Source organism: Streptomyces sp. NPDC087859, assembly GCF_044742595.1.
In the GTDB taxonomy this organism is placed as follows: Bacteria; Actinomycetota; Actinomycetes; order Streptomycetales; family Streptomycetaceae; genus Streptomyces; species Streptomyces canus_F.
This window is the reverse complement of the sequence record NZ_JBIUUU010000029.1, coordinates 39,164-64,194: the sequence shown is the minus strand read 5'-3', so window position 1 is coordinate 64,194 and position 25,031 is coordinate 39,164. Positions and strand designations below refer to the sequence as shown.

General features: G+C 68.6%; 24 protein-coding genes and 3 pseudogenes. 14 read left to right on the top strand and 13 right to left on the bottom strand.

Features of this window, described 5'->3' with window-relative positions; all coding sequences use genetic code 11:
• Positions 1-30: 30 nt before the first annotated feature.
• Together ACIOHP_RS45725 and ACIOHP_RS45720 are read left to right on the top strand one after the other, a co-directional pair.
• Positions 31-1,233 carry a low temperature requirement protein A gene (locus ACIOHP_RS45725; protein WP_401897133.1) on the top strand — a complete coding sequence of 401 codons (1,203 nt, stop codon included), beginning with the start codon at positions 31-33 and terminating at the stop codon, positions 1,231-1,233.
• Between the two features lie 139 nt (positions 1,234-1,372).
• Positions 1,373-1,552: a hypothetical protein gene (locus ACIOHP_RS45720; RefSeq protein WP_401897132.1), complete on the top strand. Its 180-nt coding sequence runs from the start codon at positions 1,373-1,375 to the stop codon at positions 1,550-1,552.
• A gap of 146 nt (positions 1,553-1,698) precedes the next feature.
• Here the strand turns inward: ACIOHP_RS45720 and ACIOHP_RS45715 are convergent, their stop codons facing one another.
• Positions 1,699-2,577: a hypothetical protein gene (locus ACIOHP_RS45715; protein ID WP_401897130.1), complete on the bottom strand. Its 879-nt coding sequence runs from the start codon at positions 2,575-2,577 to the stop codon at positions 1,699-1,701.
• 159 nt (positions 2,578-2,736) lie between these two features.
• On the opposite strand from ACIOHP_RS45715, the gene ACIOHP_RS45710 reads away from it, so the two are divergent.
• Both ACIOHP_RS45710 and ACIOHP_RS45705 read left to right on the top strand, forming a co-directional pair.
• The gene (locus ACIOHP_RS45710) at positions 2,737-3,105 is read left to right on the top strand and encodes a hypothetical protein (protein ID WP_401897127.1); all 369 of its coding nucleotides are present in this window, start codon (positions 2,737-2,739) and stop codon (positions 3,103-3,105) included.
• A 215-nt stretch (positions 3,106-3,320) separates the two neighbouring features.
• Entirely contained in the window at positions 3,321-3,620 is a 300-nt protein-coding gene (locus ACIOHP_RS45705) for an amidase family protein (protein ID WP_401897125.1), read from the top strand.
• Between the two features lie 313 nt (positions 3,621-3,933).
• Here ACIOHP_RS45705 and lpdA read toward each other — a convergent pair whose 3' ends face one another.
• The 5 genes and pseudogenes from lpdA to ACIOHP_RS45680 form a co-directional block, all read right to left on the bottom strand.
• Entirely contained in the window at positions 3,934-5,343 is a 1,410-nt protein-coding gene (gene lpdA / locus ACIOHP_RS45700) for a dihydrolipoyl dehydrogenase (RefSeq protein ID WP_401897123.1), read from the bottom strand.
• Positions 5,344-5,587: 244 nt separating this feature from the next.
• Positions 5,588-5,992: a DUF4345 domain-containing protein gene (locus tag ACIOHP_RS45695; protein ID WP_401897122.1), complete on the bottom strand. Its 405-nt coding sequence runs from the start codon at positions 5,990-5,992 to the stop codon at positions 5,588-5,590.
• 127 nt (positions 5,993-6,119) lie between these two features.
• Positions 6,120-6,320, bottom strand: a pseudogene (locus ACIOHP_RS45690) (IS1380 family transposase); the annotation flags it as partial.
• A 66-nt stretch (positions 6,321-6,386) separates the two neighbouring features.
• On the bottom strand, positions 6,387-7,295 hold the full coding sequence (locus tag ACIOHP_RS45685; RefSeq protein ID WP_401897119.1) for an alpha/beta fold hydrolase: 909 nt from the start codon (positions 7,293-7,295) through the stop codon (positions 6,387-6,389).
• Positions 7,296-7,466: 171 nt separating this feature from the next.
• Entirely contained in the window at positions 7,467-8,480 is a 1,014-nt protein-coding gene (locus ACIOHP_RS45680) for an NADP-dependent oxidoreductase (RefSeq protein WP_401897117.1), read from the bottom strand.
• A gap of 434 nt (positions 8,481-8,914) precedes the next feature.
• Between ACIOHP_RS45680 and ACIOHP_RS45675 the strand changes: the two genes are divergently transcribed.
• The 3 genes from ACIOHP_RS45675 to ACIOHP_RS45665 all read left to right on the top strand — a co-directional run bounded on the left by ACIOHP_RS45675 (position 8,915) and on the right by ACIOHP_RS45665 (position 13,152).
• Positions 8,915-9,826, top strand: coding sequence for an alpha/beta hydrolase fold domain-containing protein (locus ACIOHP_RS45675; RefSeq protein WP_401897114.1), 912 nt, complete (start codon positions 8,915-8,917; stop codon positions 9,824-9,826).
• A 195-nt stretch (positions 9,827-10,021) separates the two neighbouring features.
• Positions 10,022-11,911, top strand: a complete 1,890-nt coding sequence (locus ACIOHP_RS45670) for a propionyl-CoA synthetase (protein WP_401897113.1) — start codon at positions 10,022-10,024, stop codon at positions 11,909-11,911.
• Between the two features lie 179 nt (positions 11,912-12,090).
• Positions 12,091-13,152, top strand: coding sequence for an alkene reductase (locus ACIOHP_RS45665; RefSeq protein ID WP_401897111.1), 1,062 nt, complete (start codon positions 12,091-12,093; stop codon positions 13,150-13,152).
• 574 nt (positions 13,153-13,726) lie between these two features.
• On the opposite strand, the gene ACIOHP_RS45660 is transcribed toward ACIOHP_RS45665, so the two are convergent.
• Positions 13,727-14,011, bottom strand: a complete 285-nt coding sequence (locus tag ACIOHP_RS45660) for a hypothetical protein (protein ID WP_401897109.1) — start codon at positions 14,009-14,011, stop codon at positions 13,727-13,729.
• Positions 14,012-14,591: 580 nt separating this feature from the next.
• Positions 14,592-15,031, bottom strand: a pseudogene (locus ACIOHP_RS45655) (RNA-guided endonuclease InsQ/TnpB family protein); the annotation flags it as partial.
• Positions 15,032-15,232: 201 nt separating this feature from the next.
• Between ACIOHP_RS45655 and ACIOHP_RS45650 the strand changes: the two are divergent.
• A complete protein-coding gene (locus tag ACIOHP_RS45650) occupies positions 15,233-15,742 on the top strand; it encodes a winged helix-turn-helix transcriptional regulator (RefSeq protein ID WP_401897107.1) in 510 nt (169 codons plus the stop codon).
• A gap of 245 nt (positions 15,743-15,987) precedes the next feature.
• Here the strand turns inward: ACIOHP_RS45650 and ACIOHP_RS45645 are convergent, their stop codons facing one another.
• Genes ACIOHP_RS45645 through ACIOHP_RS45635 form a run of 3 tightly spaced genes read right to left on the bottom strand, consistent with a single transcriptional unit; the run spans position 15,988 to position 16,775 of the window.
• Positions 15,988-16,239, bottom strand: coding sequence for a hypothetical protein (locus tag ACIOHP_RS45645; RefSeq protein WP_401897104.1), 252 nt, complete (start codon positions 16,237-16,239; stop codon positions 15,988-15,990).
• A 44-nt stretch (positions 16,240-16,283) separates the two neighbouring features.
• The gene (locus ACIOHP_RS45640; RefSeq protein ID WP_401897101.1) at positions 16,284-16,421 is read right to left on the bottom strand and encodes a hypothetical protein; all 138 of its coding nucleotides are present in this window, start codon (positions 16,419-16,421) and stop codon (positions 16,284-16,286) included.
• Positions 16,422-16,775, bottom strand: coding sequence for a hypothetical protein (locus ACIOHP_RS45635; protein ID WP_401897100.1), 354 nt, complete (start codon positions 16,773-16,775; stop codon positions 16,422-16,424).
• A gap of 24 nt (positions 16,776-16,799) precedes the next feature.
• Here ACIOHP_RS45635 and ACIOHP_RS45630 point away from each other — a divergent pair, with 24 nt between their 5' ends.
• Positions 16,800-17,696, top strand: coding sequence for an SDR family oxidoreductase (locus ACIOHP_RS45630; protein ID WP_401897097.1), 897 nt, complete (start codon positions 16,800-16,802; stop codon positions 17,694-17,696).
• 33 nt (positions 17,697-17,729) lie between these two features.
• Here the strand turns inward: ACIOHP_RS45630 and ACIOHP_RS45625 are convergent, their stop codons facing one another.
• The gene (locus ACIOHP_RS45625; RefSeq protein ID WP_401897096.1) at positions 17,730-18,413 is read right to left on the bottom strand and encodes a TetR/AcrR family transcriptional regulator; all 684 of its coding nucleotides are present in this window, start codon (positions 18,411-18,413) and stop codon (positions 17,730-17,732) included.
• A 261-nt stretch (positions 18,414-18,674) separates the two neighbouring features.
• Here ACIOHP_RS45625 and ACIOHP_RS45620 point away from each other — a divergent pair, with 261 nt between their 5' ends.
• The 5 genes and pseudogenes from ACIOHP_RS45620 (at position 18,675) to ACIOHP_RS45600 (ending at position 23,425) form a co-directional block, all read left to right on the top strand.
• A complete protein-coding gene (locus tag ACIOHP_RS45620; protein WP_401897094.1) occupies positions 18,675-19,643 on the top strand; it encodes an enoyl-CoA hydratase/isomerase family protein in 969 nt (322 codons plus the stop codon).
• A gap of 7 nt (positions 19,644-19,650) precedes the next feature.
• Positions 19,651-20,574: an alpha/beta hydrolase gene (locus ACIOHP_RS45615; RefSeq protein WP_401897092.1), complete on the top strand. Its 924-nt coding sequence runs from the start codon at positions 19,651-19,653 to the stop codon at positions 20,572-20,574.
• A gap of 37 nt (positions 20,575-20,611) precedes the next feature.
• A complete protein-coding gene (locus tag ACIOHP_RS45610; RefSeq protein ID WP_401897090.1) occupies positions 20,612-22,087 on the top strand; it encodes a class I adenylate-forming enzyme family protein in 1,476 nt (491 codons plus the stop codon).
• Positions 22,088-22,346: 259 nt separating this feature from the next.
• Positions 22,347-22,727: pseudogene (locus tag ACIOHP_RS45605) on the top strand (TetR/AcrR family transcriptional regulator); the annotation flags it as partial.
• 56 nt (positions 22,728-22,783) lie between these two features.
• On the top strand, positions 22,784-23,425 hold the full coding sequence (locus ACIOHP_RS45600) for a hypothetical protein (protein ID WP_401897089.1): 642 nt from the start codon (positions 22,784-22,786) through the stop codon (positions 23,423-23,425).
• A gap of 338 nt (positions 23,426-23,763) precedes the next feature.
• Here the strand turns inward: ACIOHP_RS45600 and ACIOHP_RS45595 are convergent, their stop codons facing one another.
• Positions 23,764-25,017, bottom strand: a complete 1,254-nt coding sequence (locus ACIOHP_RS45595) for a phosphatidylserine/phosphatidylglycerophosphate/cardiolipin synthase family protein (RefSeq protein ID WP_401897087.1) — start codon at positions 25,015-25,017, stop codon at positions 23,764-23,766.
• Between the last annotated feature and the right edge of the window lie 14 nt (positions 25,018-25,031).

Genomic DNA, 25,031 nt, shown 5'->3' with positions numbered 1-25,031 from the left:
GGGCGGTGGGGCGCCCCGGAGGGGGAAGTTGTGGTAACGAATGGCGAGGGGTCGCGGCTGGTCGCGACCGAGGGCGGCCACCGAGTGACACCGGCCGAGCTCTTCTTCGACTTGGTGTTCGTGTATGCGATCACTCAGGTCACAGCACTGATGGCGGCCGACCCGAGAGGGTTGCGGCTGCTCGGCGGGATGGTCGCGCTGGCGCTGCTGTGGTGGTGCTGGTGCTGTTTCGCCTGGCTGGGGAACGTCGTACGGGCCGACTCCGGCGCGATGTTCACCGTGCTGGTGTCCGTCATGGCCGTCGTCCTGATCGTGTCGCTGACCGTGCCCGAGATCTACGACGATGCGCCCGGCGGACTGCCCGCCCCCCTGGTCTTCGTCCTGTGCTACGGCGCCGTCCGCGTGCTTCACCTGGTCACGTACTGGCTGTCCGACCCCACCGATCAGGCACTGCACCGCGTCTTGCGCCGCACTGCCCTGTTCTCGGTGGCCCCGCCGTTCGCCCTGCTCCTCATCGGTGCGGCGTTCACCGGCACCACCCAGATCCTGATCTGGCTCGCCGCCGTGTTCATCGACTACCTGGGCATCTTCCTCACCGGAAAATCGGGCTGGCGGGTCGCCTCACCCGGCCATTTCGCCGAACGCCACGGCCTGATCGTCATCATCGCCCTCGGCGAGTCGATCGTCGCCATCGGCGTCGGCGTCTCCGGCTTCGCGCTGAGCACTCCGGTCGTGGCCGGTGCCGCCCTGGGGCTGCTCGTTTCCGCAGGGCTGTGGCGCCTGTACTTCCGTCAACTCGCCGAGCCGGTCGAGCATCGGCTGACCACCGTGACCGGCGACGACCGCACCCGGCTGGCCCGTGACGCGTACACCTTCCTCCACCTTCCGCTCGTAGCCGGAATCGTCATCACCGCCCTCGGCATGAAGAAGGCCCTCACGCAGATCGCCGACACCGGCCACTACGACCTGACCGAACCCCTCCACGGTGTCGTTGCCTGGGCCCTGCCCGGCGGCGTCGGTATGTTCCTCCTCGCCTCGGCAGCCCTGCTCTTCCGCACCACGAGCCACCGCTCCCCGCTCCTCCTCGCCGGCGGAGCCGTCTGCCTCGTCGCAGGACCCGCCGTCACCTTCGTCCCCTCTCTCGTCGCCCTGGCCCTCCTGGCCGCGCTCGTGACCGCCATAATCCTCGTCCCGGACACCACCGTCCGGCCCCATGTGACCGCCGCCGGCTGAGCCCCTGGCCGGCCAGACCCTGCGGGGGTCAGCGAGGAGAGCCAAGCGGCGCCCCGCAGACGCGGGGAGCGCAGGAAGGCTTGAGATCCCCGCGCAGGCTGAGGCGGCTCGGCAGGAGATCGCGGAACTGACAGCATTGTTGGACGGGTTCGACACAGCCGCTGAGGAGATCCGGATCACCCGCAAGGCACTGCTGGAACTGCCCGATCCACCCCCGTCCGAGCCGCCGGCCGCGAAACTGCCGGACCATCCGGCCTACCAGCAGATCATGGCGGTCTTCGCCGCGGCCAATGCCCCGCTGCGCGCGGGCGGTGTGTGAGGCGATGGACGTGGAGACCGTGCCCAACAGCATCAACAACGTCCGCCTGAAGCTCAAGCGGCTCGCCGAGCGGGGAATCCTGGCCGAGACCGAGCAGGGACTGTTCACCCTGCCGCGACCGTAACCCCCGTGCCGGACACCGGACATCAGCTCGCGCGTCGCGCTGCGAGCAAGTCCTGGTACGACTTGGACTGGAGCTGCAGGGGTGGAGCCATGTCGCCAAAGGACTCGCCGAAGGCTTGCGGCGACCGCGCCAGTTCCATCAGCACCTGGTCGGCAGCGTCATCGCCGGCCAGGTCGGGCGCCAGGGCCGCGCAGGCCCGAACGCCTGCATGCGGGTCAGCCAGCCAGGGGCGCGTGCCGCCGCCGAGGTGGCCAATGGCAATCACAATCGCCGCCAGGTCATACGAGGAATCGGCGGCCCGGGCCATCGGCGTCAACTGGTCCGGCAACTCCCGGCGTTGCACGTCGGCTGCGGGATGCCGCGCCAGTGACCCGACAGCTGCTGCGGCGCATGTCCTGCGCCTGGCCCGTTCCGAGGCGAGGTACGACAGTGTCCGCCGCAAGAGCGCGGGAGCCAGGTCGAAGCAGGCAAGCGCCGCCTGATCGAGGACAAGTTCACCCAGACCCGTGCCGTCCCGCCACATCCGGGCCCTGCCGTCCGCATCCGTCGACACGTACTCGGCAGTCCAGGCCCGCAGCTCCGGTGCGCGGTCCTTGACCCGAGCACGGATCTCCGCAGCCCGGTCTCCGAGGTCGGCGGCGACACCGACCTCATACAGATAGGCGAGCATGGCATCGGGCAACGAGGGATCATCCGGCCCCAGCAGCGGATTGTCCAGGAGCTCGGCGACGAGCAGCGCGGTGGGCGCCGTCGCAGGCCCGGCCTTGCCCTCGCGACGAAGCGTTGCCGACCACAGGTGCGAGTACCCGTCGACGAAAGCCTCCGCATCGTCGCCGAGGAGAGCAGCCAGATGCCGCGGCGTGTCGCCGGCGGGGCCCGAGGCAGTAAGAGCGGCCGCCAAAGCCGTCCCCATCGAAGGGAACCGGCACCGCAACCACCGTTCCCCTGCTCGAACTCCCTTTGCCGGAGCGCAGACCGGGCACAACACACACCAGTGCGCCAACTGATCGCATCTGCCACTATGTGATCTCTTCTTCAACATCACCTGGGGGCAGGGGACATGCGGACCACGGCAGCGCTCATATCCACGGCAGCCCTGCTGCTGACACTTGCCGCCTGTTCGGAGGGATCAGGGGACTCCGGCAGCCCGGAGGACGGTGCCACAGCTTCCTCCCCGACGGCCGCCACGGCCACCACCGCGCCCCCGGCCGACGCCGAGGCGATCCGCGCCTGTATGACGGGCATCGACTCGCTCTTCACCGCGGACTGGTCGCGGACGACCCCGCCGGAGACCCGGCCGCCCGGCTGCGAGTCGCTGTCGGTCACCGAATACGGCTACGCCTACCGGAGCGCCATGGCGGCGATCGCCCAAGCGGGGGAAGACTTTTACAACGAAAACGACGGACTTCCCTCCGACTGGCCGTCGTGAGCGATCCCCCGGTTCGTCGCCCGGCCTGACAATCACCCGGAAGACCATCACTGCTCTCGCGGACCGCCTCCCGGCCCAGACCGCCGCGCCCGGCCTGCCCGAGTACCCGGACCCACCCCCGCATCCTCGCCGTCTTCGACGAGGTCACTGGCCCTCTCTGGGCCCGTGGTGTGTGCGAAGTCCTCGACCTTGAAGCTACTGCCGAAGAACATCGAATGCACCCGCGCCAAGCAGAAACGCCTCGTCGGGCCCACATGGTGCGGGACGAACTCCGGCAGCGCGAGGTCGACGGCGTACAACGCCCTTACTGGGACCAGGTCAAGTGGAGCGCCGTCGCCAACGTCTCCGGAGGGCCGGCAACGACCATCCCCGTGCACAAGGGCAGAACCGGACTGCCCATCGGGCTGCAGGCCATGGGCCCGAGCGGAGGCGATCTCACCACAATCGAATTCGCCGCACTGCTCGGCCGGGAAGTAGACGGCTTCGTACCGCCTCCGGCCCTCGTCCAGATCTGACCGCCCAACCCAGGCAACCAGGAAAACGACGCACACCACCCGACCCGCGACGTGTCACGGCTGCCGATCCCGCCTGCCAGTTCTCAGAGCACACCGCGACCTCCTCAGCGACGACCGCATCGCGCACGACGTCTTCGGCGCCGCAGCAAACCAGATCGCAACCCGGCCATGGTCACGGCCAGGTCGTAGATCTCGTACAGGGCGATCCTGCCGGGCGCTCCTGTTCGGGAAGTCTCGGAGGCCTCGCAGGCTCAAGAGCGCGAAGCCGATCTGAGCCCCAGCGGGCCCTGTCGCCGCTGGGGCAAGCATCCCCTTACATGTTGATCATGTGGCCGGCGAGGCCGTGGACGGCTTCCTTGACTGCCTCGCCCAAGGTGGGGTGGGCGTGGACGTTGCGGGCGACCTCGTGGACCGTGAGGTCCCACTGCTGGGCCAGGGTCAGCTCGGGCAGGAGTTCGGTGACGTCGGGGCCGATGAGGTGGCCGCCGAGGAGCTCGCCGTACTTGGCGTCGCTGATCAGCTTCACGAACCCGGTCGCGTCACCGAGGCCGTGGGCCTTGGCGTTCGCGGTGAACGGGAACTTGGCGACCTGGACGTCGAAGCCCTTCTCCCTCGCCTGCGCCTCGGTGTACCCGAAGCTGGCGATCTGCGGCTGGCAGAAGGTGGACCGCGGGATCATCACGTAGTCCAGCTCCATCGTCTCCGCACCCGCGAGCGTCTCCGCGGCGACCACACCCATCGCCTCGGCGGCGTGCGCGAGCATCAGCTTCGCGGTGACATCACCGATGGCGTAGAGGTGCGGGACGGAGGTACGGCACCGTCCGTCGACGTCGATCGCGCCGCGCTCGGTGACCGTGACGCCCGTGTTCTCCAGGCCGTAGCCGGTGACGTTCGGCGCGAAGCCGATCGCCTGGAGGACCTTGTCGGCCTCCAAGACCTGCTGGGTGCCGTCCTTGCCGGTGACCGTGACCCGTACCCGCGGACCGGACTCGTCGATCGACTCGACCCGGGTCGAGGTGAGGACGTCGATGCCCAACTTGCGGTACTGCTTGGCCAGTTCGGCGGAGACCTCCACGTCCTCCAGCGGGGCGATCCGGTCCAGGAACTCGACGATCGTCACCTTCACGCCATAGTTGTGCAGCACATAGGCGAACTCGATACCGATGGCGCCGGCGCCCGCGATCACGATCGACTGCGGCAGGTCCTCGGCGAGGATCTGCTCCTCGTACGTCACCACGCGCGACGTACGGCGGGTACCGGGCAGCAGCTTCGGGGTCGCCCCGGCGGCGATGATGCAGTGATCGAAGCCGATGGCGCGGGTGTTGCCGTCGTAGTCGGTCACCTGGAGTGTGTGCGCGTCCAGGAACGTGCCCCGACCGCTGATCTCCGTGATCTTGTTCTTCTTCATCAGGTAGTGGACGCCCGTCACCCGGCCGTCCGCGACCTTGCGGCTACGGCGGAACGCCTCCCCGTAGTCGAAGGAGACCTCACCCTCGACCTTGATGCCGAAGGTCTTCGCCTCGCGGGTGAAGACGTGCGCGAGTTCGGCGTTGCGCAACAGGGCCTTGGTGGGGATACAGCCCACGTTCAGACAGACGCCACCCCAGTACTTCTCCTCGACCACCGCGACACGCTTGCCCAGTTGGGCGGCCCGGATGGCGGCAACGTATCCGCCGGGGCCCGCGCCGAGTACCACGACGTCGAAGCGCTCCTGCTCATCCATGGACGGTTCCTTTCCGCTGGAGCGGCCGCCCCCCGTGAGGGGCCGACGTGCTCCCGATCGAACGATCTGTTCATCAACACGCCGGCGGCATCCGCCACCTCCCGCAGCAGCGAAACGGTGGAGGTGACCGTATGGTCCACCATCTCGAACGGCGGCTTCCCGGCGTCAGCTTCAGCGCCACGCAACGGTGATCTATGGCCGGCCAGCTGTTGTCGTGAGCCCTGCCGCACGGGGGCGTTGGCTGTCAGGCGTCCTCCCTCAGCTGCGGGGAGGAGTCCTCCACCCGCAACACATAGGCCGCAGCGACGGCGTAGGAAGCTTCGACGACAAGGACGGCGATCAGCACCGCATGGGGCCACCCATCCGCCACGATGCTGACCACGCGCCCCACAGCCAGGCCGCTCATGAAGGTGAACAGCGTGATGAGTGAAGTCCTGGTGTAACGCGTGTTAAAGGCTCCCAGGCAGAACAAGATCGCCACGGCTACGAACAGTGACCCGGAACCGCTCCTGAAAATGTTCGCCTCCGATGGCGACTGGATGTCGACCCCGTAGACGTCGAGCAAGAGGTGCGGAGCCAGGAGATAGATCAACCCGATCACGGCGATCCCGAGGCCCGCGGAACCAAGAACCAGCTTCTTCAGACTCATCTTTCTGATACCTCCGGTGTGAGAGCTCATCGAAGAAGCTCCAGAACATGCGGCACGAACTGCTCGTGGTGGGGGAAGACGCCGCCATGGCCGGCATCGGGGCAGATCCGAAGTGAGGCGTTGTTTTGGAGACCCGGCCTGGGTCATGCACACCGCAGCGCTGCCGCAACCCGGCCAAGGCATCACCTCACGCTGCGGTCAGGCCGGTCACTTCGGCGACGTCGGTGAGCAGCCGGGCACCGGCGTGACCTACCACGCCACGCCCGTCAGCACTCACGATGATCTTCGGGCGCGACCCGGTAGCCCTCGCTCGGCAGGTGCCTTCCATGGCGAACGGTCAGGGCCTTCGGCAAGCCAGATCATCCCAGGCAGCAGGCACCTTCCTCATTTTCGATCATGAACCGCGGGCAAGCTTCCTGAAAGGCCCGGGCTGAACAGCCCTTCCGTCAGCCAGGAACGGCCGCAGGTGCGCCAGCATCGCTGCCGGCTGCTCCTCCGGTATGAAGTGGCCGCACTCCGGGATTTCGGCACCGGTGACGTCGTCCGCGTACTCGCGCCAGATCTCCAGCGTGGGCAGGCGGGACGGGAGCCCCTGGGAACCCCACAGGGCCAGCACAGGCATGGTGAGACGGCGGCCCTCCCCGGCGTCGACGTCGTCCAGTGTCACGTCCTGTTCCATGGCGCGGTAGTCGTCGAAGCTCGCACGCATGGCGCCCGGACGGGAGAAGGCGCGGACGTAGCCGTCGACCGCTTCGGGTGTCAGACCGTGGCGGTTGTAGGTCCAGCGCTCGAAGAAGTACTCGAGATATCCACGGATGTCGCGCCCCACGAGGCGCTCGGGCAGATCAGGCTGCATCTGGAACAGCCAATGCCAGTACCCGGAGGCGAGCGAGGCGTCCAGCCGACGGAACATCTCCCGCGTAGGCACAATGTCGAGCACGGCCAGTCGTTCCACCTGCTCCGGACGGTCCAGCGCCCACCGGTGCCCCACACGAGCGCCGCGGTCGTGACCGACTACCGCGGCACGCTCGAAGCCGAGCGCCTCGACGAGGCCGGCCATGTCGGCTGCCATCCGCCGCTTGTCGTACCCGGTCGTGGGCTTGTCGCTCAGACCGTACCCGCGCAGGTCGGGAGCGACGACGGTGAAGTCGGCGGAGAGCTCGCCCAGTACCGGCCGCCAGCAGTCGGAGGTCTGCGGCCAGCCGTGCAGGAGGACCAGCAGGGGCCCGGATCCCGCTCGGAGGTAGTGCAGGCGAACTCCGTCGACCTGTGTGACTCCCGCGGTCACTGCCGGCTGGCTCATGGACCCTCTCCCCTACTGGTAGCCAACCCTCGTAGAGGGTCAATCCACACGCTCCGTCTGCTCGACGGGGATCGCGAAGTACTCAGCCAGAACGTGCTCGACATGTGGCGGCTCGTCGGCTGCGCGATCGCTGCTCCGGCAGGCCGAACCCGCCGGAGATCTGCGCCGACCTCAGTTGCCGTCGGACACCATCGACACCACGACCTTGCCGGCCTTGGTGCGCCCCTGCTCGACGTGCGCCATGGCCTCCAGCGTCCGGTCGAACGGGAAGACCTGGTCGATGACCGGGCGGAGCTTGCCGCTGTCGTACAGGGCACCGAGCTTGCGCAGCTGGGAGCCGTTGGCCTCCATGAAGAAGAACTGGTAGCGCACACCCAGCTTCTTGGCCTGCTTGCGGACCTTTCGGCTGAGCAGGTTCATGACCCCACCCATGAATCCGGGGGCACCGGCCTGCTTCGCGAATCCGGAATCCGGCGGGCCGGCGACACCGATGGCGAGGCCGCCCGGCTTCAGTACGGTCAGCGACTTCTCGAGGTTGGCACCGCCAAGGGAGTCCAGCACGAAGTCGTAGCCGGACAGGACCTTCGAGAAGTCCTCCTTGGTGTAGTCGATGACGAGGTCGGCTCCGAGGCTGCGCACCAGCTCCTCGGTCCGGGTGTCCGTGGTCGTCGCCACCGTGGCACCGAGGTGCTTGGCGAGCTGGATGACCGTCGACCCGAGACCGCCGGCACCGGCGTGGATGAGTACCTTCTGGCCCGGCTTCACGCGGGCACGCTCGACGAGGATCTGCCAGGCGGCCAGGGCCACCAGCGGCACTGCGGCAGCCTCCTGCAGGGTGAGCGACGCCGGCTTGGGCGCGACGTCGTCCTCGTCGATCGCGATGGACTCGGCAAAGCCGCCGATCCGCAGGTCGCGCGGACGGGCGTACACCTCGTCGCCGACCTTGAAGCTGCGTACGGCGGAGCCGACCCGCGTCACGACGCCGGCCACGTCGTGGCCGAGCACGAACGGAGTCTTGTACTTCAGGAGCTGCTTGAACTCTCCGTTGCGGACCATCTTGTCCAAGGGGTTGATGCTCGAGGCACTCACCCGCACCAGGACGTCGCGGTCCCCGACGGTGGGCTCGGGTACGTCGGCGGCGGACACGCCGTCCTTGCCGTACTTCTCGACGACGAATGCCTTCATGTCAGCCAGCCTTCTGCGTGATCTTGTCGGTCGTTTTCTCAGCGGTCGGGGTGAGGGCGGTATGGATCTCCACGTCGAGCCTCGACCCTCAGCAGGAGCGGCCGGGAATTGACTGGCCGAGCCTCTGCGCCTCAGGACTCACAACCGTCGCGAGGCCGCTCAGGTATGCCGTCCGTACGAGACGACACTACCGCCTGAGTATAGAATTGTAAACTCAGCCGGGACCGGGCTCCTTGCACATCTAGGCAGCCGACACCTCTTCCTCTATCGGCACCCGCAGGCGTGCCGCGAGCAGATTGCGAGGGCATCCGAGAGTGCGCCGGGAGTAGAGCTGAGTTTACTTTCAAATACTCAGAGAGTAGCGTCACCAGCACATCGATCCGGCTGCCACGCGGACACCCCGTCACGGCACCCATCTGAGAAGGAGCGCCATCATGGGCGTCAGCAAGGAAGCACACGAGTTCGCGGAGTTCCTCGCCAGCGTGACTGCGAAGGCCGGGACACCGGGGCTCGACCTGGGCATCGTCCGCGACATCATCGACTCGCATCACAAGGCGTCGACCGAACCGGAAGGCGTCACCTACGCCGAGGTCGACGCGGACGGCGTACCGGCCCTGTGGGCCATCCCCGAGGGTGCCGCCCCCGACAAGGCGCTGCTCCACTTCCACTTCGGCGGATCCGTCGCCGCCTCCATGCACTCCGACCGCAAGGCCGCCGGCCACATCGCCAGGGCTGCCGGAGTCCGCTCCCTGGTCGTGGACTTCCGCCTGGCGCCGGAGCACCCCTACCCGGCGCAGCTCGACGACGTCGAGACGGCCTACCGGTGGCTGCTCTCCCAGGGCTACGAGCCCCAAAACATCGGCAGCACCGGCCACTCCATCGGCGGCACGCTCGCGATCCTGCTGCCCCTGCGCCTGCTGGCCAAGGGCGAGCCCACCCCCGGTGCGATCGTCAGCGTCTCGCCCTGGACCGACCTCACCCTCCAGAACCCGGCGGTGGACGCCAACGAGGAAAACGACAAGATCCTCAGCCGCGCCACCCTCGAGTTCTTCCGCGGAGCCTGGGTGCAGGACCCCGCCATCGACCCCGCCGACCCCCGGGTCAGCATCGCCAACGCCGACCTGACCGGCCTGCCGCCCACGCTCGTCTACTACGGCGAGTACGAGACCCTTGCCGACGACGGTGCCGAACTCGGGCGCCGGCTCGCCGACTTCAAGGTCACTTCCGAGACCCACGGCCTTCCCGAAGGTCAGCACTCGTTCGTTATGGGCGCGGGCCGCGTGCCCGAGGTGGACGAGGCGATCGGACGGATGGGGCAGTGGCTCCGCACGCACCTCGGCGCCTGACCAGGGCCTGAGGGCGGGGCCCGGGGGCAGGGCCTGCCCCTCAGGGACCCGCCGACATCACCGCGATGCCGGTGCCCGAGAATCCGGTCACCGGCATCCTGCTCGGCCGTTCCGGCCAACCTGGGGTATGCGTTGAGGCATCATGCCGCACACCGCCCCCTCCCCCGGCCCCCGGATGCCACAAAGGAGTGCGCAATGGGAAAGTACGAGGACGTCTTCCGCGCCAGCACCGAAGACCCGGAGAACTTCTGGCTTACGGCGGCGGAGGGCATCGACTGGGATGTCGCTCCGCAGCACGCCCTGGACGCCTCCGGCGCCCCCTTCTACCGCTGGTTTCCCGACGGTCGGCTGAACGTCTGCTTCAACGCGCTCGACCGGCACGTCGAAGCGGGCCGCGGCGATCAACTCGCCCTCATATACGACTCGCCCGTGACCGACACCCACCGCACCTACACCTACGCACAGTTGAGGGACGAGGTGGCGGCCTTCGCCGGAGGGCTGGCGCGACTCGGCGTGGAACAGGGCGACCGAGTGGTGATCTACATGCCGATGGTCCCCGAGGCCGCCATCGCGATGCTGGCCTGTGCGCGGATCGGCGCGGTCCACTCGGTGGTCTTCGGCGGCTTCGCCCCCCACGAACTCGCCCTCCGCATCGACGACGCCGCCCCCAAGGTGGTCGTCTCCGCCTCCTGCGGCATCGAGGGCAAGCGAGTGATCGCGTACAAGCCTCTGCTCGACCGAGCCATCGAACTCGCGGTCCACAAGCCGGAAAAGAGCGTGATCTTTCAACGCCCCCAGGAGCGGGCCGAGTTGGGGACCGACGGTATCGACTGGGCTGACCTGGTCGCCGCGGCATCACCGGCCGACTGCGTTCCCGTTGCCGCGAACGCCCCCCTGTACATCCTGTACACGTCCGGAACCACCGGAAAACCCAAGGGTGTCGTACGTGACGGCGGTGGCTACGCGGTGGCTCTGCACTGGTCGATGGGCGCCGTGTACGACGTGGGCCCCGGCGAGACGATGTTCACCGGCTCGGACGTCGGCTGGGTCGTCGGCCACTCGTACATCGTCTACGGACCGTTGCTGGCCGGCGCCACTACCGTCCTGTACGAAGGCAAGCCGGTCGGCACCCCGGACGCGGGCCAGTTCTGGCGCGTCGTCGCCGAGTACGGCGTCAAGACGATGTTCACCGCCCCCACCGCCTTCCGGGCCATCCGCAAGGAGGACCCGACCGGCTCGCTCACCGCGGACTACGACCTCACCAGCCTGCGTCACCTCTTCCTCGCGGGTGAGCGCCTCGACCCCGAGACATACCACTGGGCAAGCACCCTTCTGGAGATCCCGGTGATCGACCACTGGTGGCAGACCGAGACCGGCTGGCCCATCGTCGCCAACCCGGTGGGCATCGAAGCCGCGCCCGTCAAGCCCGGCTCCCCCACCCGCCCGCTGCCAGGCTGGGATGTACGCGTCCTTGACCCGTCAGGCGATCCGGTGCCCGCGGGGGTCGACGGCGCAATCGTCGTGAAGCTGCCCCTGCCGCCAGGCGCACTTCCCACCCTCTGGAACGACGACGACCGCTACGTCGCTTCCTACCTCTCCGCCTTCGACGGCTACTACCTCACCGGCGACAGCGGGCACATCGACGACGACGGCTACGTCTTCGTCATGGGCCGCACCGACGACGTCATCAACGTCGCCGGGCACCGGCTGTCCACCGGCAGTATGGAGGAAGCCCTGGCGGCTCACCCCGATGTCGCGGAATGCGCCGTCATCGGCGTCGCCGACGCGCTGAAGGGACAAGTACCGCGCGGTTTCGTCGTCCTCAAAGCCGGCGTCAGCCGCGACGCGACCGAGGTCGAGGCCGAACTCGTCCAACTCGTACGCGACCGCATCGGCGCCGTCGCCTCCCTCAAGAGCGTCACGGTCGTGGCCGCCCTGCCCAAGACCCGCTCGGGAAAGATCCTGCGCAAAACGATGCGCGGCATCGCCGACGGCCACGACGAACCAATCCCCTCCACCGTGGACGACGCGAGTGTCATCGAGGTCCTTCGCCCTGTGCTTCGACGCGAAGATCCCACCCCGTGACCGACCACTGACGGCCACCTGATCTCCGGTGGTGCAGCGGCACGGATCGCGCTTGCCCACGTCGCCCCAAAGCTTTAGCATTACGATCGTACTTCTAATGAATGCCCTTCTGGCTGTTCGCGCCCACACGGCGCCCAGCCCCCGTGGCCGTCAGCCGCCCAGACCCTGAGGAACCAACCATGCTCAACGCCCTGTGGAACCCGACCGTCACCGGAGAGATCCCCCTGCCCCACCGGCTGGCCATGGCTCCTCTGACCCGTAGCCGGTCCACCCCGGGCGGCGTGCCGACCGAGCTCAACGCCGAGTACTACGCTCAGCGCGCCTCGCACGCGCTCATCATCACCGAGGGCACCCAGCCGTCCGCCGATGGGCAGGGGTACCCGGTGACGCCGGGCATTTACACGGTCGAGCACATCGACGGCTGGCGAAAGGTCACCGACGCCGTACACAAGGCCGACGGACGCATCGTCATCCAGCTGATGCACGCGGGGCGAATCGCCCACCCCGACAACACCCCCCACCACCGGCAGCCGGTGGCTCCCTCCGCCATCAGGCCGCAGGGCGTCATGTTCACGCCCTCCGGGCCCCAGGAGATGCCCGCGCCGCGCGAACTGTCCACCGAGGAGGTCGCCGCGACGGTCGACGACTTCCGCAGTGCCGCCGCGGCCGCCATCGCGGCCGGCGCCGACGGCGTCGAGATCCACGCAGCCAACGGCTACCTCCTGCACCAGTTCCTCGCCACCAACACCAACCAGCGCACCGACCAGTACGGCGGCTCCCTCGACAACCGCATCCGCTTCGCCGTGGAAGTCGCCACCGCCGTGGCGGACGAGATCGGTGCCGGCCGCACCGGCATCCGGATCTCCCCCGGCAACCCCTTCAACGACATAGCGGAGAGCGACACCCACGAGCTGTACCCGGCACTCGTGCGCGCCCTCGCCCCCCTCGACCTCGCCTACCTGCACATCGCCCACGGCGGCGACGACGAACTCCTGCACACCCTCCGGAAGCTGTGGCCCAACACGCTGCTCCTCAACCGCGCCGGCACCGACATCGCCACCCGCGCCAAGGACATCGAGAACGGCATCGCCGACGTCATCACCGTGGGTTCAATGGCCCTCGCCAACCCCGACCTGGTCGAGCGCGTACGCACCGGCGCACCCCTGAACACCCCCGACCCCGCCACCTTCTACGGCGGCGACGCTGCCGGCTACACCGACTACCCCACCCACGCCGCCTGAGAAGAGCGTGAGGAGCCCGAGGGATTCACCTCACTCGGCCACTTCGACGTGCCATCAGGGCACGCCGGACCGAGAAATAGCGAGGCTGCCGACGTGGAACCCGACATCACCTCAGGCAGCCTCCCGCCGGGCCTCGTCGACTTCGCCGCGTACACGGCCCGAGAGTGACCAGCAGGGATCACCGCGACACCATTGCCGGGCGGCACGCTGGGCTCGGCGCCGCGACGACCCGGGCTTCCCTTTCCCGCGGCGCGCGCGTCGGCATCGATCCGTCCGCCTCACTGGACACCTCTGTCCGTGCTGCGCGGGGTGATCAACCCGGTGCTCGACGCGCGTCGGGCACGTGCCCTCGAGGTACGCGCGCTGCTCGGCCAGCTCGAAGGACGTTCGGTCCGCTGAGCGACTTGGGCGAAGTTCCTTGCTGGTCCTCGGGTCCGGTCCTGCCGTTGAGTCATCACCCGGTCGACGGCCTCACCGAGGGAGTCGGCACTGGTGTGGGCGCGTTGTGGGTAGTCCTCGTACTTTCCCGACGCCACACCAGCTCGATGTCGTTCAACACCGCACTGTATGGCGGTCAACAGAACAACTCCACTCCGATCTCCGCCAGTTGACGGCGGCAGCCCTTGAACGCGTTGGCCGTGTGGGCCGAGGCGTTGTCCCGTACGACCGCACACGGCCTGCGCCTCTCCCGGACCGGCATGATGTCGACGCCGAGTCCGTCGGCGGCCAGGCCCAACGCGGCCGCGCCACCGCCCAGGCCCGCCAGCCGCACACAGACGAAGTCCAGCAGCGTCCCCGCGTCGACCTTCCCGCTGGTGCGCTGCCAGAGAAGGTCCGGCTCACTACCAACGATCATCACGCAGAGCACGTTGACCCGGAGGCCCAGGATGCCCTCCGTAGCCGGTGGGCATGGTGGGAGTGAAACCGGGCTCGTCCAGGAAGATCAGATCGCGGTCTCCCGCATGTGCGGCCTGCCGTAAGGCCGCACATCCTCCCGCTGGGCCCGGTCGGCCTGCTCAAGGACGGGGCTGGCCCTGTGCCGCACGCTGTCGCGGATGCGCTCCCAACGCAATCCCTCACGCCGCAGCAGCTCCCCCAGCCAGTCCGCGGAGATCTCTGCCTGCGGAGTCGTCCAGCGGCTCGGCCAGTGCGGCCTGCGGATCCTGACACCAGGGGCACAGGTCGACCGGGACACCCCACGCGCGAACGGCGGCCACCCGCTCCGCATCATTGAATTACGTTCAGAATACAATACAGTGAAGAAGCCGGACCAAGGGCGAGCAACCCTGCCTCCGGCGCGTGAAGGAGAGCGTGACGCGATACAGGAGTGAGCACAAGCAGGCGACCAGGCGGCGGACCATCAAGGCAGCCGGTCACCGCTTCAAGCGACACGGCATCGACGGTTCGGGCATCTCGGCACTGTTGACTTCCTCCCCCGCCTAAAGACGGGGAAATCCAGCGGTCGCCCGCTGGGTTCCTGCTTCACCGACGACCGCCCCGTCCGGGAGGACTCCCATTGAGGCCTCACACCGTCTCCACAGGCAGACGCCGCCAGTCCGGCGGCCAGGATATTGCGCGCCGCGTTCACGTCGCGGTCATGCACCGCGCCGCAAGCACGCGTCCACACGCGGACGTTCAGCGGCAGCTTCCCGTGGACGCTCCCGCAGTTCCCGCACAGTTTGCTGCTGGGGAAGAAGCGGTCGATCACGACGAGTTCACGCCCGCACCGGGCGCACTTGTACTCCAGCATGGCGCGCAGTTGCGTCCACGACGCATCGGAAATGGCACGTGCGTGCGTGCCGCTCTTCAGCAGGTCGCGGACGGTGAGGTCCTCGATCACGACCGTTCAGTTCTCACGGACGAGCCGAGTCGACAGCTCGGGCGCCGCCCTTGCCGTACTTCTCGACTACGAACGCCTTCACACCGACCGCCTTTCTGCGTGGGGTCTCGGTGGTCGCCGCAATTCTCGGGGCGGGTTCCCCGCGCACCCATTTCCCGCCCGCGGGCCGGGGTGATGTGCCGACCACTGGACTACCTTCTGAGTATAGATAAGTAAACCCAGGAGAGTTACAATCACCCCATGGACGCAACGACCGAAGCTCTGCAGGACGCCGGCAGGGACCCCCGTCTCGACCGGGACACGGCGAACTGCTCGATCGCCCGAACCCTTGAGGTCGTGGGCGAGAAGTGGACGATCCTGATCCTGCGCGAGGTCTGGTACGGCTCGTCCCGTTTCAGCGAGTTCGAACGCGTCCTCGGCTGCCCTCGCAACCTCCTCGCGGCGCGACTCAAGATGCTCGTAGAGGAAGGGATCCTGGCCACCGAGACCTACAAGGAGCCCGGTTCGCGAAGCCGGCCGAAGTACGTGATCACACCCAAGGGTGCGGATCTGGTCCCGGCCGTGATGGGGCTCCTGCAGTGGGGGGACCGCTACCGCGCCGACCCGGAGGGCCCGGCCATGCTGTCCCGGCACCGTGGATGCGGCGCGCACGTCGACGCCCAGATCCGCTGCGACCAGGGCCACGCCGTACAGCCTGAAGACATCGAGAGCATCCCCGGCCCCGCTTTTCGCCTGAGGCCCGCCGAGTGAACTGAGCGCGGTGGCGCCGGGAGTTCGCGACGGGCTCGGTCCGTCCAGGTGCGCTCGCGCTCGCCCGGTCCGGCCGGGGTCTGCGTTCTGGCGGTCGCCGCCGGGACCTGGACCGCCAGCGGCGATTGCGGGCGTCGGTCTCCGGACGTGGACCAGGCGGCCCCGAGAATCGAACAACGCCCGTTCCGGCCCCCCGCCGAGCGCGACCCTGAAGCGGTCACGCACCCACCACCTCTCCCGGCAGGTCACGCCACGGGCGCAGGCAATGCCCGAACAAGTAGCGCAGCAATCACCGCGGCGCGGGCGGCGGGCACGGTCAGAACCCTGCGCCCCGGGTCGGGCGTCGCCATCCTGAGCTGCGTCTCCAGCGCCAACACGACTGCGATCACGCAGACCGAGTACAGCCAGAGCAGCGGCAGGTGAGAGGCATCCATGCCCGTCAGGCCGACCGCGCCCGCCATGACCGGGGTGCCCATCAACAGGGACAGTCCGGCCATGAGAGTGCTGCCATTGGCGAGGGTGAGCGCGTAATAGAACGCTGTCAGGCCCAGGCCCTGTGCGAGTCGAGCGGATGCCCGCCCTTCACGGTGGCGTCGGCCGGGTCGGCGAGCAGGAGGCGCGCCGCAGCGGGCAGCTTCGCCTCCTGCGCTCCGGACTGCGAGGTCAGCTCCGTGCCCACTTACAGCGAGGCGTTCTCAGCCGCTGTGCCGATCAGCGCGCAGGTGCAGGAGGTGAAGTCGTCAGGCACGACGCGCGCGCCGAACAGTTTGCCCTTGCCGGGCTCCTCCTTCACCTCCTTCTCGTCCATCACCTTCCCATCGGTCGTGTCTCCGCCGACGACTGCTTCATGATCGACCAGGTTGTCCGCGCGCCGAGGTTGACGTGCTTCTCCGAGCAGGTCCATGGTCCGCGCGATCGAGCAGGGCCATTGCGCAAAGGATGTCCCCCTCAAGACAGCAGCATAGGTCCGTCCCATTGTGAGACCCAGCAGGTGAACCGAGCAGCGATCGGTGCGCAATCTCTTGTGCTTCATCAATAACGAAGTTATGTTGCCGCCATGAAACGTAACTTGCTGGGCAGAAAGCTGGTTGTCACCGGAGCGGCACGCGGTATCGGGGAGAAGGTGGCCCGCCTGGCCGCCGCCCGAGGGGCCGAGGTGACCGTAATCGGCCTCGAAGCCGATCGGTTGCGCGCCCTCGCCGGCGAGCTGGGTCCCGCCGCTTCGTGGCGTGAGGCCGATGTGCGCGACGGGGCCGCCCTGCGAGCGGCGATCGACGAAGCCGCCGAGGTCATGGGCGGCATCGACCTCGTCGTCGCCAACGCCGGCGTGGTGGCGTACGGGACGGTGCGGCAGACGGACGAGGCGTCGTTCGAGCGGGTCCTGGACATCAACCTGAACGGCGTGTTCCGCACCCTCAAGTACGCGACCCCGCATCTGGAGCGCAGCCGGGGCCACGTGCTGGTCGTGGCGTCCGCGCTGTCGTTCATGCCGCTGGCCGCGATGGCCTCCTACGGGGCGAGCAAGGCCGGGGCCGAGTTGCTCGCCCTGACCTACCGCCAGGAGGTGGCACACCTCGGCGTCACGGTCGGCGTGGTGCACCCGTCCTGGATCGACACGGACCTCGTGCGAGGCGCCGAGTCGGACCTCCCCTCGTTCCAGGACCTGCGCGCGCGGCTGCCCTACCCGGGCAATGTCACCACGAGCGCCGACCGGGCGGCCGCCGCGATCGTCGACGGGCTCGTGCGCCGACGCAGCCGTGTGTACGTCCCGCGTGCGGTCGTCGTGGCCAACTGGGCCAAGGCGGTGCTGAACTCGCCGGTGGCCTGGCCCTGGGCGAGGCGCTTCGCGGCCCGGGCGGTTCCGTCCCTCGAACGGGAGGTCGCGGCGCTGGGGAGGCATGACCAACTCACGCCTGGCGCAGATGCCCCTGCCGCGGAGCCCAGGGCGTCCTAGCCGCGACGGGGCAGAGCCCGGTCACCCGGCATTTCAGCCGCCTTGGACGATCGAGTCGTACAGGCGCGCGCCGGCCTCGTGGGAGGCCTCGGCACGTTCCCGCCGGTCACCCAGTCCGACACAGAAGTTCACACCCAGCGGCAGGAACACCTGGGCCACGGCGTCGTCGAACTCGGCGAAGTGCTCAGCCAGTTCGAGGGTGATGTAACCGTGCACGTAACTCCACAGCTGGGCGGCGATGGCTTCGGGTTCCTGTCGCTCGACCCTGCCGGAGTGCACGAGCCGTTCGCACGCCGCGGTGACATGAGCGTGGGCTTCCTGGAAGGCCGGGGAATGCCCGCTCAGGCGACGGTCCGTGTCCGGCAGCGGCCGGTACGTGGCCCGGGTGGACAGTCCGAACATCAGGTCGTACAGGTGAGGGTTCTCGCGGGCCTGCCGACGGCAGGTCAAGGCCATGGCGAAGAGGTCCGCGATCGGGTCCTCCGTCACCGGTACCCGGCCGAACGCCGCGCCGAGTTCCTTGAACCCGTGGTCGGCGACAGCGCCCATCAGTTCGGGGATCCCGCCGAAGTGGCTGTAGACCACCATCGTCGACAGTCCGCTCGCCGACGCCACCGCCCGCACCTTCAAAGCCGACGGGCCCTGCTCGGCCAGCAAGCCGATGGCCGCCTGCACAAGCCGTTCCGGTGCGTCTTCGAGCCTCGCCCGCCCTGCCATGTTCCGCACGCCTCCACCGTTGACATACACGAAATAACTTGGTTATGTAATTCTTCACGGCAATAGTACACATCGCGTGTGACCTGCCGCCTCGGATAAGCGCGTCCGCTCTCGGACACGTCATCAGGCGCTGGTCCAGTCTCCTGCCGCCCGTGCGGGCACAGCGTGTCGGGCCGAACCCGACCTCATCGCTGCGACACGCATCCGCGGCCGTTTCCACGCACTTTCCCACCCCATGAACTCAGCACGGGAGCAGAACCCATGCCATACAAAGACAAAGGCCGTCTCACGGTCGAAGATCGCGGGGCCGTTCTGATCGCGCGGATCGACGGCGGCCCGCTCCAGGAGTTCGGCCTCGACATCGCCCAGCAGCTGGAGAAGCTGGTGGCCCGAGCCGACCGTGATCCGAACATCCGTGCCGTCGTCTTCACCGGGGCACATCCCGAGCGGTTCGTCAGCCATGCCGCGGTCCGGTGGCTGCAGGAAGAGGGCGCCGCGAGCCCTACGGTCGGCCGGCGCGCTGCCTCAGCCGTCGTCCGCATGGCCAAGCACGTGGACCGGTCCCGTCTCCTCGGGTCCGTGATGCGCAGAACCCCGATGCGGGGGGCTCTGCAGCTGGAACGGCTGCACAGGACCTTCCTGCGGATGAACGCCAGCGGTGTGCTCTACGTCGCCGCCCTCAACGGTTCCGCTCTCGGCCTCGGCGCTGAGTTCGCCTGGGCGTGCGATCTGCGGGTCATGGCCGACGGGGACTTCTTCATCGGCCAGCCGGAGATCCTGCTCGGCATCATCCCGGGCGGGGGCGGCACCCAGCGGCTGACCCGCCTGATCGGCACCCACCGGTCCCTGGCCGCGATCCTCGAAGGCAAGCCGTTCACGCCCGAAGAGGCCCTCGCCAACGGGGCCGTGGACAAGGTCGTCGCGCAGGACAAGGTGGTCGCGCAGGCGGTCGACCTCGCCGAGCACTTCGGGAAGCGGTCCAAGGCGTCGGTCGCGGCCGCCAAGAGGTCGGTGTACTTCGGCGGCTCGATGTCACTGGAAGACGGCCTGCACGTCGAACGCGCCGAGTTCTTCGCCCAAATCATGTCGAAGGAAGGCCAGGAACTGATGCTCGACTACCAGGCCACCACCGACGCCACCGGCGAGCTCCCGCTCTACACACCGGGCACCTACGCTCGGGCCCTCGCCTCGGGCAGCGTGCCGGGCCGTCGCTCGACGAGCGGGCGGTAATCCAACAATGACAACTCAGCAGTCCTTCACCCGGCACGACATCACCTTCCCCTCCGGCGACAGCAACTGCGCCGGCTGGCTCTACCTCCCCACAAGCGTCACGTCCCCGCCCGTCGTCATCCTCGGGCACGGCCTCGGCGCCGTCCGCGAGATGCGCCTGGACGCCTTCGCCGAGCGCTTCGCCAGGGCCGGCATCGCCGCGGTGGCCTTCACCTACCGCCACTTCGGCGACAGCGGCGGCCACCCTCGCCAGCTCCTGTCGATCAAGCGACAGCTCGCCGACTGGGACGCCGCCCTCGCCTACGTCAAGGCACGCACGGACGTCAACCGGACCCGTATCGCCGTATGGGGCAGCTCGTTCGGCGGCGGCCATGCCATCACCGTCGCCTCCCGCCACCCCGAACTGCGCGCGGCCGTGGCCCAGTGCCCCTTCACCGACGGTCTCGCCTCGGCGCTCGCGCTGGGCCCCGCCGCCTCGCTCAAGGTCCTCCCCGTGGTAGCCCGCGATCTGGCGGCCAGAGGCCGCGGAAAGCCGCCCGTGATGGTTCCGATCGCCGCCGCCCCCGGCACACCGGCCCTCATGAACGCCCCCGACGCCCTGCCCGGATACCAGGCGCTCCAGCCCGCGGGAACGACCTTCCGCAACGAGGTGGCGGCGCGGGTCATCCCGACCATCCTCACCTACCGGCCCGGGCGCGCGGCCAAGAAGATCGACTTCCCGATCCTCTTCTGTGTCAGCGACACCGACTCCGTCACGCCTCCCGCCCAGACCCTCCGCTACGCGCGCACCGCGCCCAAGGGAGAGATCAAGAGGTACGACGCCGGCCACTTCGACTTCTACACCGGCGAGACCTTCGAGGAGTTGGTGCGCGACCAGATCGAGTTCCTCACCCGCCAGCTGACCCCGGCAGCCGCCACGTCAGCTCCGTGACCGGACCGCATCACACTCAGACAGGTACGCCCTCGCCATGAATTTCGCATCTCTGCCCGACCGCCGCGCGGCCCTCGACCCCGACGGAGCCGCCGTCTCGGACCGCCGCCAGGCACTCACCAACGTCCAGTTGCTGCGTCGCGTCCAGGCGGCGGCACGTCACCTGCAGGACCTCGGGATCGGCCCCGGCGATGTTGTGGCCCTCAGGCTGACCAACCGCGTCGAGTTCGTGCTCCTGCTCTTCGCCGCCTGGCGGCTCGGCGCCACCGTCACGCCGGTCAATCCGAGCATGACCGACGTCGAAGTGGCCCGACAGCTCACAGACTCCGGCGCACGCCTCCTGGTGAGCGAGGACGGTGAGACCGCCGTGGCGGACGGGGCTGCCGTCCTCGCCGTGGGCGAACTGCGCAACGACGGAGCGGCGGAGCCGGATCAAGCCCCCCTTGCGGACCCGTCGGCGCTGGCCCTGCTCATCTACACCAGCGGCACGACCGGGGTTCCCAAAGGGGTGATGCTCGACCACGTCAACATCGACGCCATGGCGGACATGGGGCGTCGGGCGCTGGAGGTCGGGCCGGCCGACCGGTGCCTGCTGATCCTGCCGCTCTTCCACGTCAACGGCATCGTGGTCAGCACCCTCATCCCGTTGCTGGCGGGCGCGAGCGTCGTCATCGCCGACCGGTTCCATCCCGAGACCTTCTTCGACGTCGTCGAGCGCGAGCGCCCCACCTTCTTCAGCGCCGTCCCGACGATCTACACCATGCTCGCGGCGCTTCCGGACCAGGTCCGCCCGGACACTTCGTCCCTGCGCTTCGGAGTCTGCGGCGCGGCACCCGCCTCCGCCGAGCTGCTGACCCGGTTCGAGGCCCGTTACGGGTTCCCGCTCGTCGAGGGGTACGGGCTGTCCGAGGGAACCTGCGCATCCACCATCAATCCTGTCGCGGGCCCCCGACGCGCCGGAACCGTGGGACTGCCCTTCCCCGGCCAGGAGATCCGGATCGTCGACGCCGACGGCAGCGAGGTGCCGCCGGGCGCGGACGGAGAGGTCGTCGTGCGGGGCCCCAACGTCATGCGGGGCTATCTCGGCCGCCCGGAAGAAACAGCCAAAGTCCTCGTCGACGGCTGGCTGCACACCGGCGACGTGGGCCGGCTCGACGCCGACGGATACCTGACCCTGGTCGGACGTTCGAAAGACATGATCATCCGTGGCGGGGAGAACATCTACCCCAAGGAGATCGAGGACGTCCTCGTCGGTGACCCATCGGTGCTCGAGGCCGCCGTGATCGGCGTCCCCGACGAGAAATGGGGAGAAGTCGTCGTCGCCTACGTCCAGCCCCGACCGGGATCGACCGTCGACCCCTCGGCTCTGCAGTCCCTCTGCGCACGCAGCCTCACCGGCTTCAAGCGCCCGACCGCGTTCTTCGTGGTGGAAGCCATCCCGAAGAACGCGGTCGGCAAGATCGACAAGGTCTCGCTGCGCGCAGCCCACACTGAGGTCTCTGCGCGGACCTGACCTCCATGGATGGCGCTGTGGGCTGTCTGCGGTGGCGGCCCTCAGCTCCGTGCCAGGGGCCAAGTGGCAGTTCCGGGCGCCCCCGGAATTGCGCGAGCCTCGCCACACGCCCCGCCTGCCGGGGACATCCCCGGAGTTGCTCGCAACGGCGGCGCAGGCCCTCGGCTGACTGGGCGGCGACGGTGAGGGCCGTCGCCGCCCAGCCTGACCGGTGCGCTCGCTCCCAGGCCGCAGACCGTGAGGAACCTCAGCGACGATACGGTTCAAGCCGGACGGCATAGACGGCTCGGGCATCTCCACGCTGATGTCGGACGCCGGGCTCACCAACGGAGCCTTCTACGCGCACACCGCCTCCACGGACGACCTCGTCGCCCACGTCATGGCCGACCACGTGCGCACGCAGGTCGCGAGCTACGGCACGCTGCGGCCCGGCCGCGCTGGGCTCGAGGACCTCGTCCGCGAGCACCTGTCGCCTGCGCACCGGGACCACCCGGGCACCGGATGGCCCTCCGCCGCGCTGTTCGACGAGATCGACCGCCGCGCGGGCCAGACCAAGCATGCCTACACCGGCGCGCGGGACATTTGGGGCGAGATCGCCGCCCGCCCGTCACCTGAGGACTCCCAGTCGGCTCGTGGAAGGGTGGCCTGTCCGCGCCGCACGGTACGGTCCCTGATGATCGAACAAGGGGAGAGCAGATGACGATCCAGAGGCCGGGACTGCCGGAAAACCTTCCGGACCCCGCGGTGCTGTGGGCGCGATGGGCGCTCGTGGCCGTCGTGGAGGCGACCACCAAGGCGGAGGAAAGCCCGCGGTACCGGACCGGTACCTGGATCGACCACGAGGGGCTGCACCTCGACGACTGCGGCTGCACCTGGTGGACGTACGCCTGCCTCGGCGACGGCCGGTATGTGCTGTACGGCGAGGACGAGTCGAGCGACTGCAAGTGGTACGAGCCGCCGGTCGACATGCTGGCGGGTGGCCCCGACTGGCTGCCCTACGAGGAGCTGCGCGACCGCCTCGCGGGGAACGAGCTGGGCTGCGTGTACTGGTACGAGAACGGCGCCTGGGCCCGCGCCCCATACCCCGAGGACCTCAAGGACGACGGGCTGGACTGCGGGATGAGCCGGTTCGTGGAGCGCGACCAGGCCCACCGTCTGCTGGACGAGTACGTCGGGTACGGCAGTCCCGCCCGTGAGCTCCTCATGGACCACGCCGAGCGCCGCCGACTGACACCGGAACTGCTCGCGGAACACGTCTCCTCGCTGGAGGGAGGCGCCCCGGACCTTCCGGCGATGACCAGGGCACTCCGACGTGCGGGACTGGACGCGCAGGTCTAGTGGGTGAGGGTGCGTATCCCGGCCGGCCCAGCGCAACCGCGGAGCGAGGGGGCGCTCAACTCATGGGGCTGTCGCCCGACGCCCCATCCACCACGGAGGTCCGTGCGGATCAGCAAGCATGCCGTCAGGTCGGCGGCTGCCCAGGTGGGGACCGACTCCCTGCATGCATCGAGTACGGGACGACCTGACCCCCGACGCCGCGGCGACACACCCCACATGCGCACTCACTCTCTCCACACCATCGCCGTCCCCGGCCTCGGCGCGCTGACGCATGCCCGTGCTCAACCAGGTCCCTACCCCGCACCGCACTCATGGCCATCACCGCACCAGGCCTGTGATCACAGAAAGCGCCGGATAGGGGTGACCGCGGTTTCCTTGGCGCGCTGGAGCAGGGCCCGCCGTCTCCAGCGGGTGAGATCGATATCCACGCTGTGTTTCAGGTCCTCTTCGTAGTCGCGGTCGAGTGAGGCCGTGAGGGTCTCGTCGAGCACCGCGAGCATGACCTCTTCGTCGTGGTCCATGGACCGGCGGTTGAAGTTGGTGGAGCCGATCAGAGCGGCCACCGAGTCCACCGTGATGATCTTGGCGTGCATCATGGTCGGCTGGTACTGCCGGATGTGCACGCCGGCCTGCAGAAGGCGCGAGTAATGGTGTTGACCAGCCAGCTGGCAGGCACGCTGATCCGTATGCGGCCCGGGGAGCAAGATTTCCACCTGCACGCCGCGCTGGGCGGTCTGGCACAGCAGATCGATGAAGTACGTGTCGGGTGCGAAGTAGGCGGTGGCGAGCCGGAAGCGTTCCTCGGCGGAGGTGAGCAGGACGCGGATGAGCGTCTGCATGTCCTGCCAGCCGATACTGGCCGACCCGCGCACGACCTGGACGACGGCCGAACCGGCCTGCCGGTGGCCGGTGAAGCGGTCGCGGACGTCGAAGAGTTCCTCATGGCACTCGGCCCAGTTCTGCGCGAACGCGGCCGCGATGCCGTCGACGGCCGGACCGCGCACCTGCACATGGGTGTCCCGCCACTCGCCCGGGCCCCGGGCGTCCCCGCACCATTCCTCGGCGATGCCGACACCGCCGGTGAACGCGGTGTGCTCATCCACGATGAGGGCCTTGCGGTGGCAGCGGTGGTTCTGTTTGAAGGGCGACAGCCACACGGGCTTGCGGAACCACGCCACCTGCACGCCCGCTTCGTCCATCAGGTCGAGCAGCCGCCGTTCGATCTTCTGGGCGCCGAAGCCGTCCAGGAGCAGCCGGACCCGCACTCCCGCCCGTGCACGATCGGCCAGGGCACGGGCGAAGTCCTGGGCGATCTGCCCACGCCAGTACACGAACGTCATCATGTCGATCGTGTACCGAGCCGAACGGATCGCTTCGAGCATCGCGGGAAAGATCTCGTCACCATTGCGCAGCCGGACGAGCTCGTTGCCCTCGGTGGCAGCCACACCGATAAGCCGCTCCAGGCGACGGCGCAGGCGTTGCTTGCGTGCCTCGGGTGAGGCGAGGGCGGTGTCGGGAGCCGTGGCGGCGGCGGGGGCTGTGTCAGGAGCCGTGGCGTCGGCGGGGGCTGTCGGTATGCCGTCAAGAATCACGCGCTGTCTCCCGT

Bases quoted from the DNA above. Each gene is read 5' to 3' on its own strand.
- ACIOHP_RS45625 (WP_401897096.1), bottom strand. From the start codon at position 18,413: ATGGCAGGGCGGGCGAGGCTCGAAGACGCACCGGAACGGCTTGTGCAG.
- ACIOHP_RS45600 (WP_401897089.1), top strand. From the start codon at position 22,784: ATGACGATCCAGAGGCCGGGACTGCCGGAAAACCTTCCGGACCCCGCG.
- ACIOHP_RS45665 (WP_401897111.1), top strand. From the start codon at position 12,091: ATGCTCAACGCCCTGTGGAACCCGACCGTCACCGGAGAGATCCCCCTG.
- ACIOHP_RS45620 (WP_401897094.1), top strand. From the start codon at position 18,675: ATGCCATACAAAGACAAAGGCCGTCTCACGGTCGAAGATCGCGGGGCC.
- ACIOHP_RS45670 (WP_401897113.1), top strand. From the start codon at position 10,022: ATGGGAAAGTACGAGGACGTCTTCCGCGCCAGCACCGAAGACCCGGAG.
- ACIOHP_RS45710 (WP_401897127.1), top strand. From the start codon at position 2,737: ATGCGGACCACGGCAGCGCTCATATCCACGGCAGCCCTGCTGCTGACA.
- ACIOHP_RS45645 (WP_401897104.1), bottom strand. From the start codon at position 16,239: ATGGCCGGACTGTCCCTGTTGATGGGCACCCCGGTCATGGCGGGCGCG.
- ACIOHP_RS45610 (WP_401897090.1), top strand. From the start codon at position 20,612: ATGAATTTCGCATCTCTGCCCGACCGCCGCGCGGCCCTCGACCCCGAC.
- ACIOHP_RS45615 (WP_401897092.1), top strand. From the start codon at position 19,651: ATGACAACTCAGCAGTCCTTCACCCGGCACGACATCACCTTCCCCTCC.
- ACIOHP_RS45705 (WP_401897125.1), top strand. From the start codon at position 3,321: ATGCACCCGCGCCAAGCAGAAACGCCTCGTCGGGCCCACATGGTGCGG.
- ACIOHP_RS45675 (WP_401897114.1), top strand. From the start codon at position 8,915: ATGGGCGTCAGCAAGGAAGCACACGAGTTCGCGGAGTTCCTCGCCAGC.
- ACIOHP_RS45695 (WP_401897122.1), bottom strand. From the start codon at position 5,992: ATGAGTCTGAAGAAGCTGGTTCTTGGTTCCGCGGGCCTCGGGATCGCC.
- ACIOHP_RS45630 (WP_401897097.1), top strand. From the start codon at position 16,800: ATGAAACGTAACTTGCTGGGCAGAAAGCTGGTTGTCACCGGAGCGGCA.
- ACIOHP_RS45635 (WP_401897100.1), bottom strand. From the start codon at position 16,775: ATGAAGCACAAGAGATTGCGCACCGATCGCTGCTCGGTTCACCTGCTG.
- ACIOHP_RS45685 (WP_401897119.1), bottom strand. From the start codon at position 7,295: ATGAGCCAGCCGGCAGTGACCGCGGGAGTCACACAGGTCGACGGAGTT.
- ACIOHP_RS45650 (WP_401897107.1), top strand. From the start codon at position 15,233: ATGGACGCAACGACCGAAGCTCTGCAGGACGCCGGCAGGGACCCCCGT.
- lpdA (WP_401897123.1), bottom strand. From the start codon at position 5,343: ATGGATGAGCAGGAGCGCTTCGACGTCGTGGTACTCGGCGCGGGCCCC.
- ACIOHP_RS45680 (WP_401897117.1), bottom strand. From the start codon at position 8,480: ATGAAGGCATTCGTCGTCGAGAAGTACGGCAAGGACGGCGTGTCCGCC.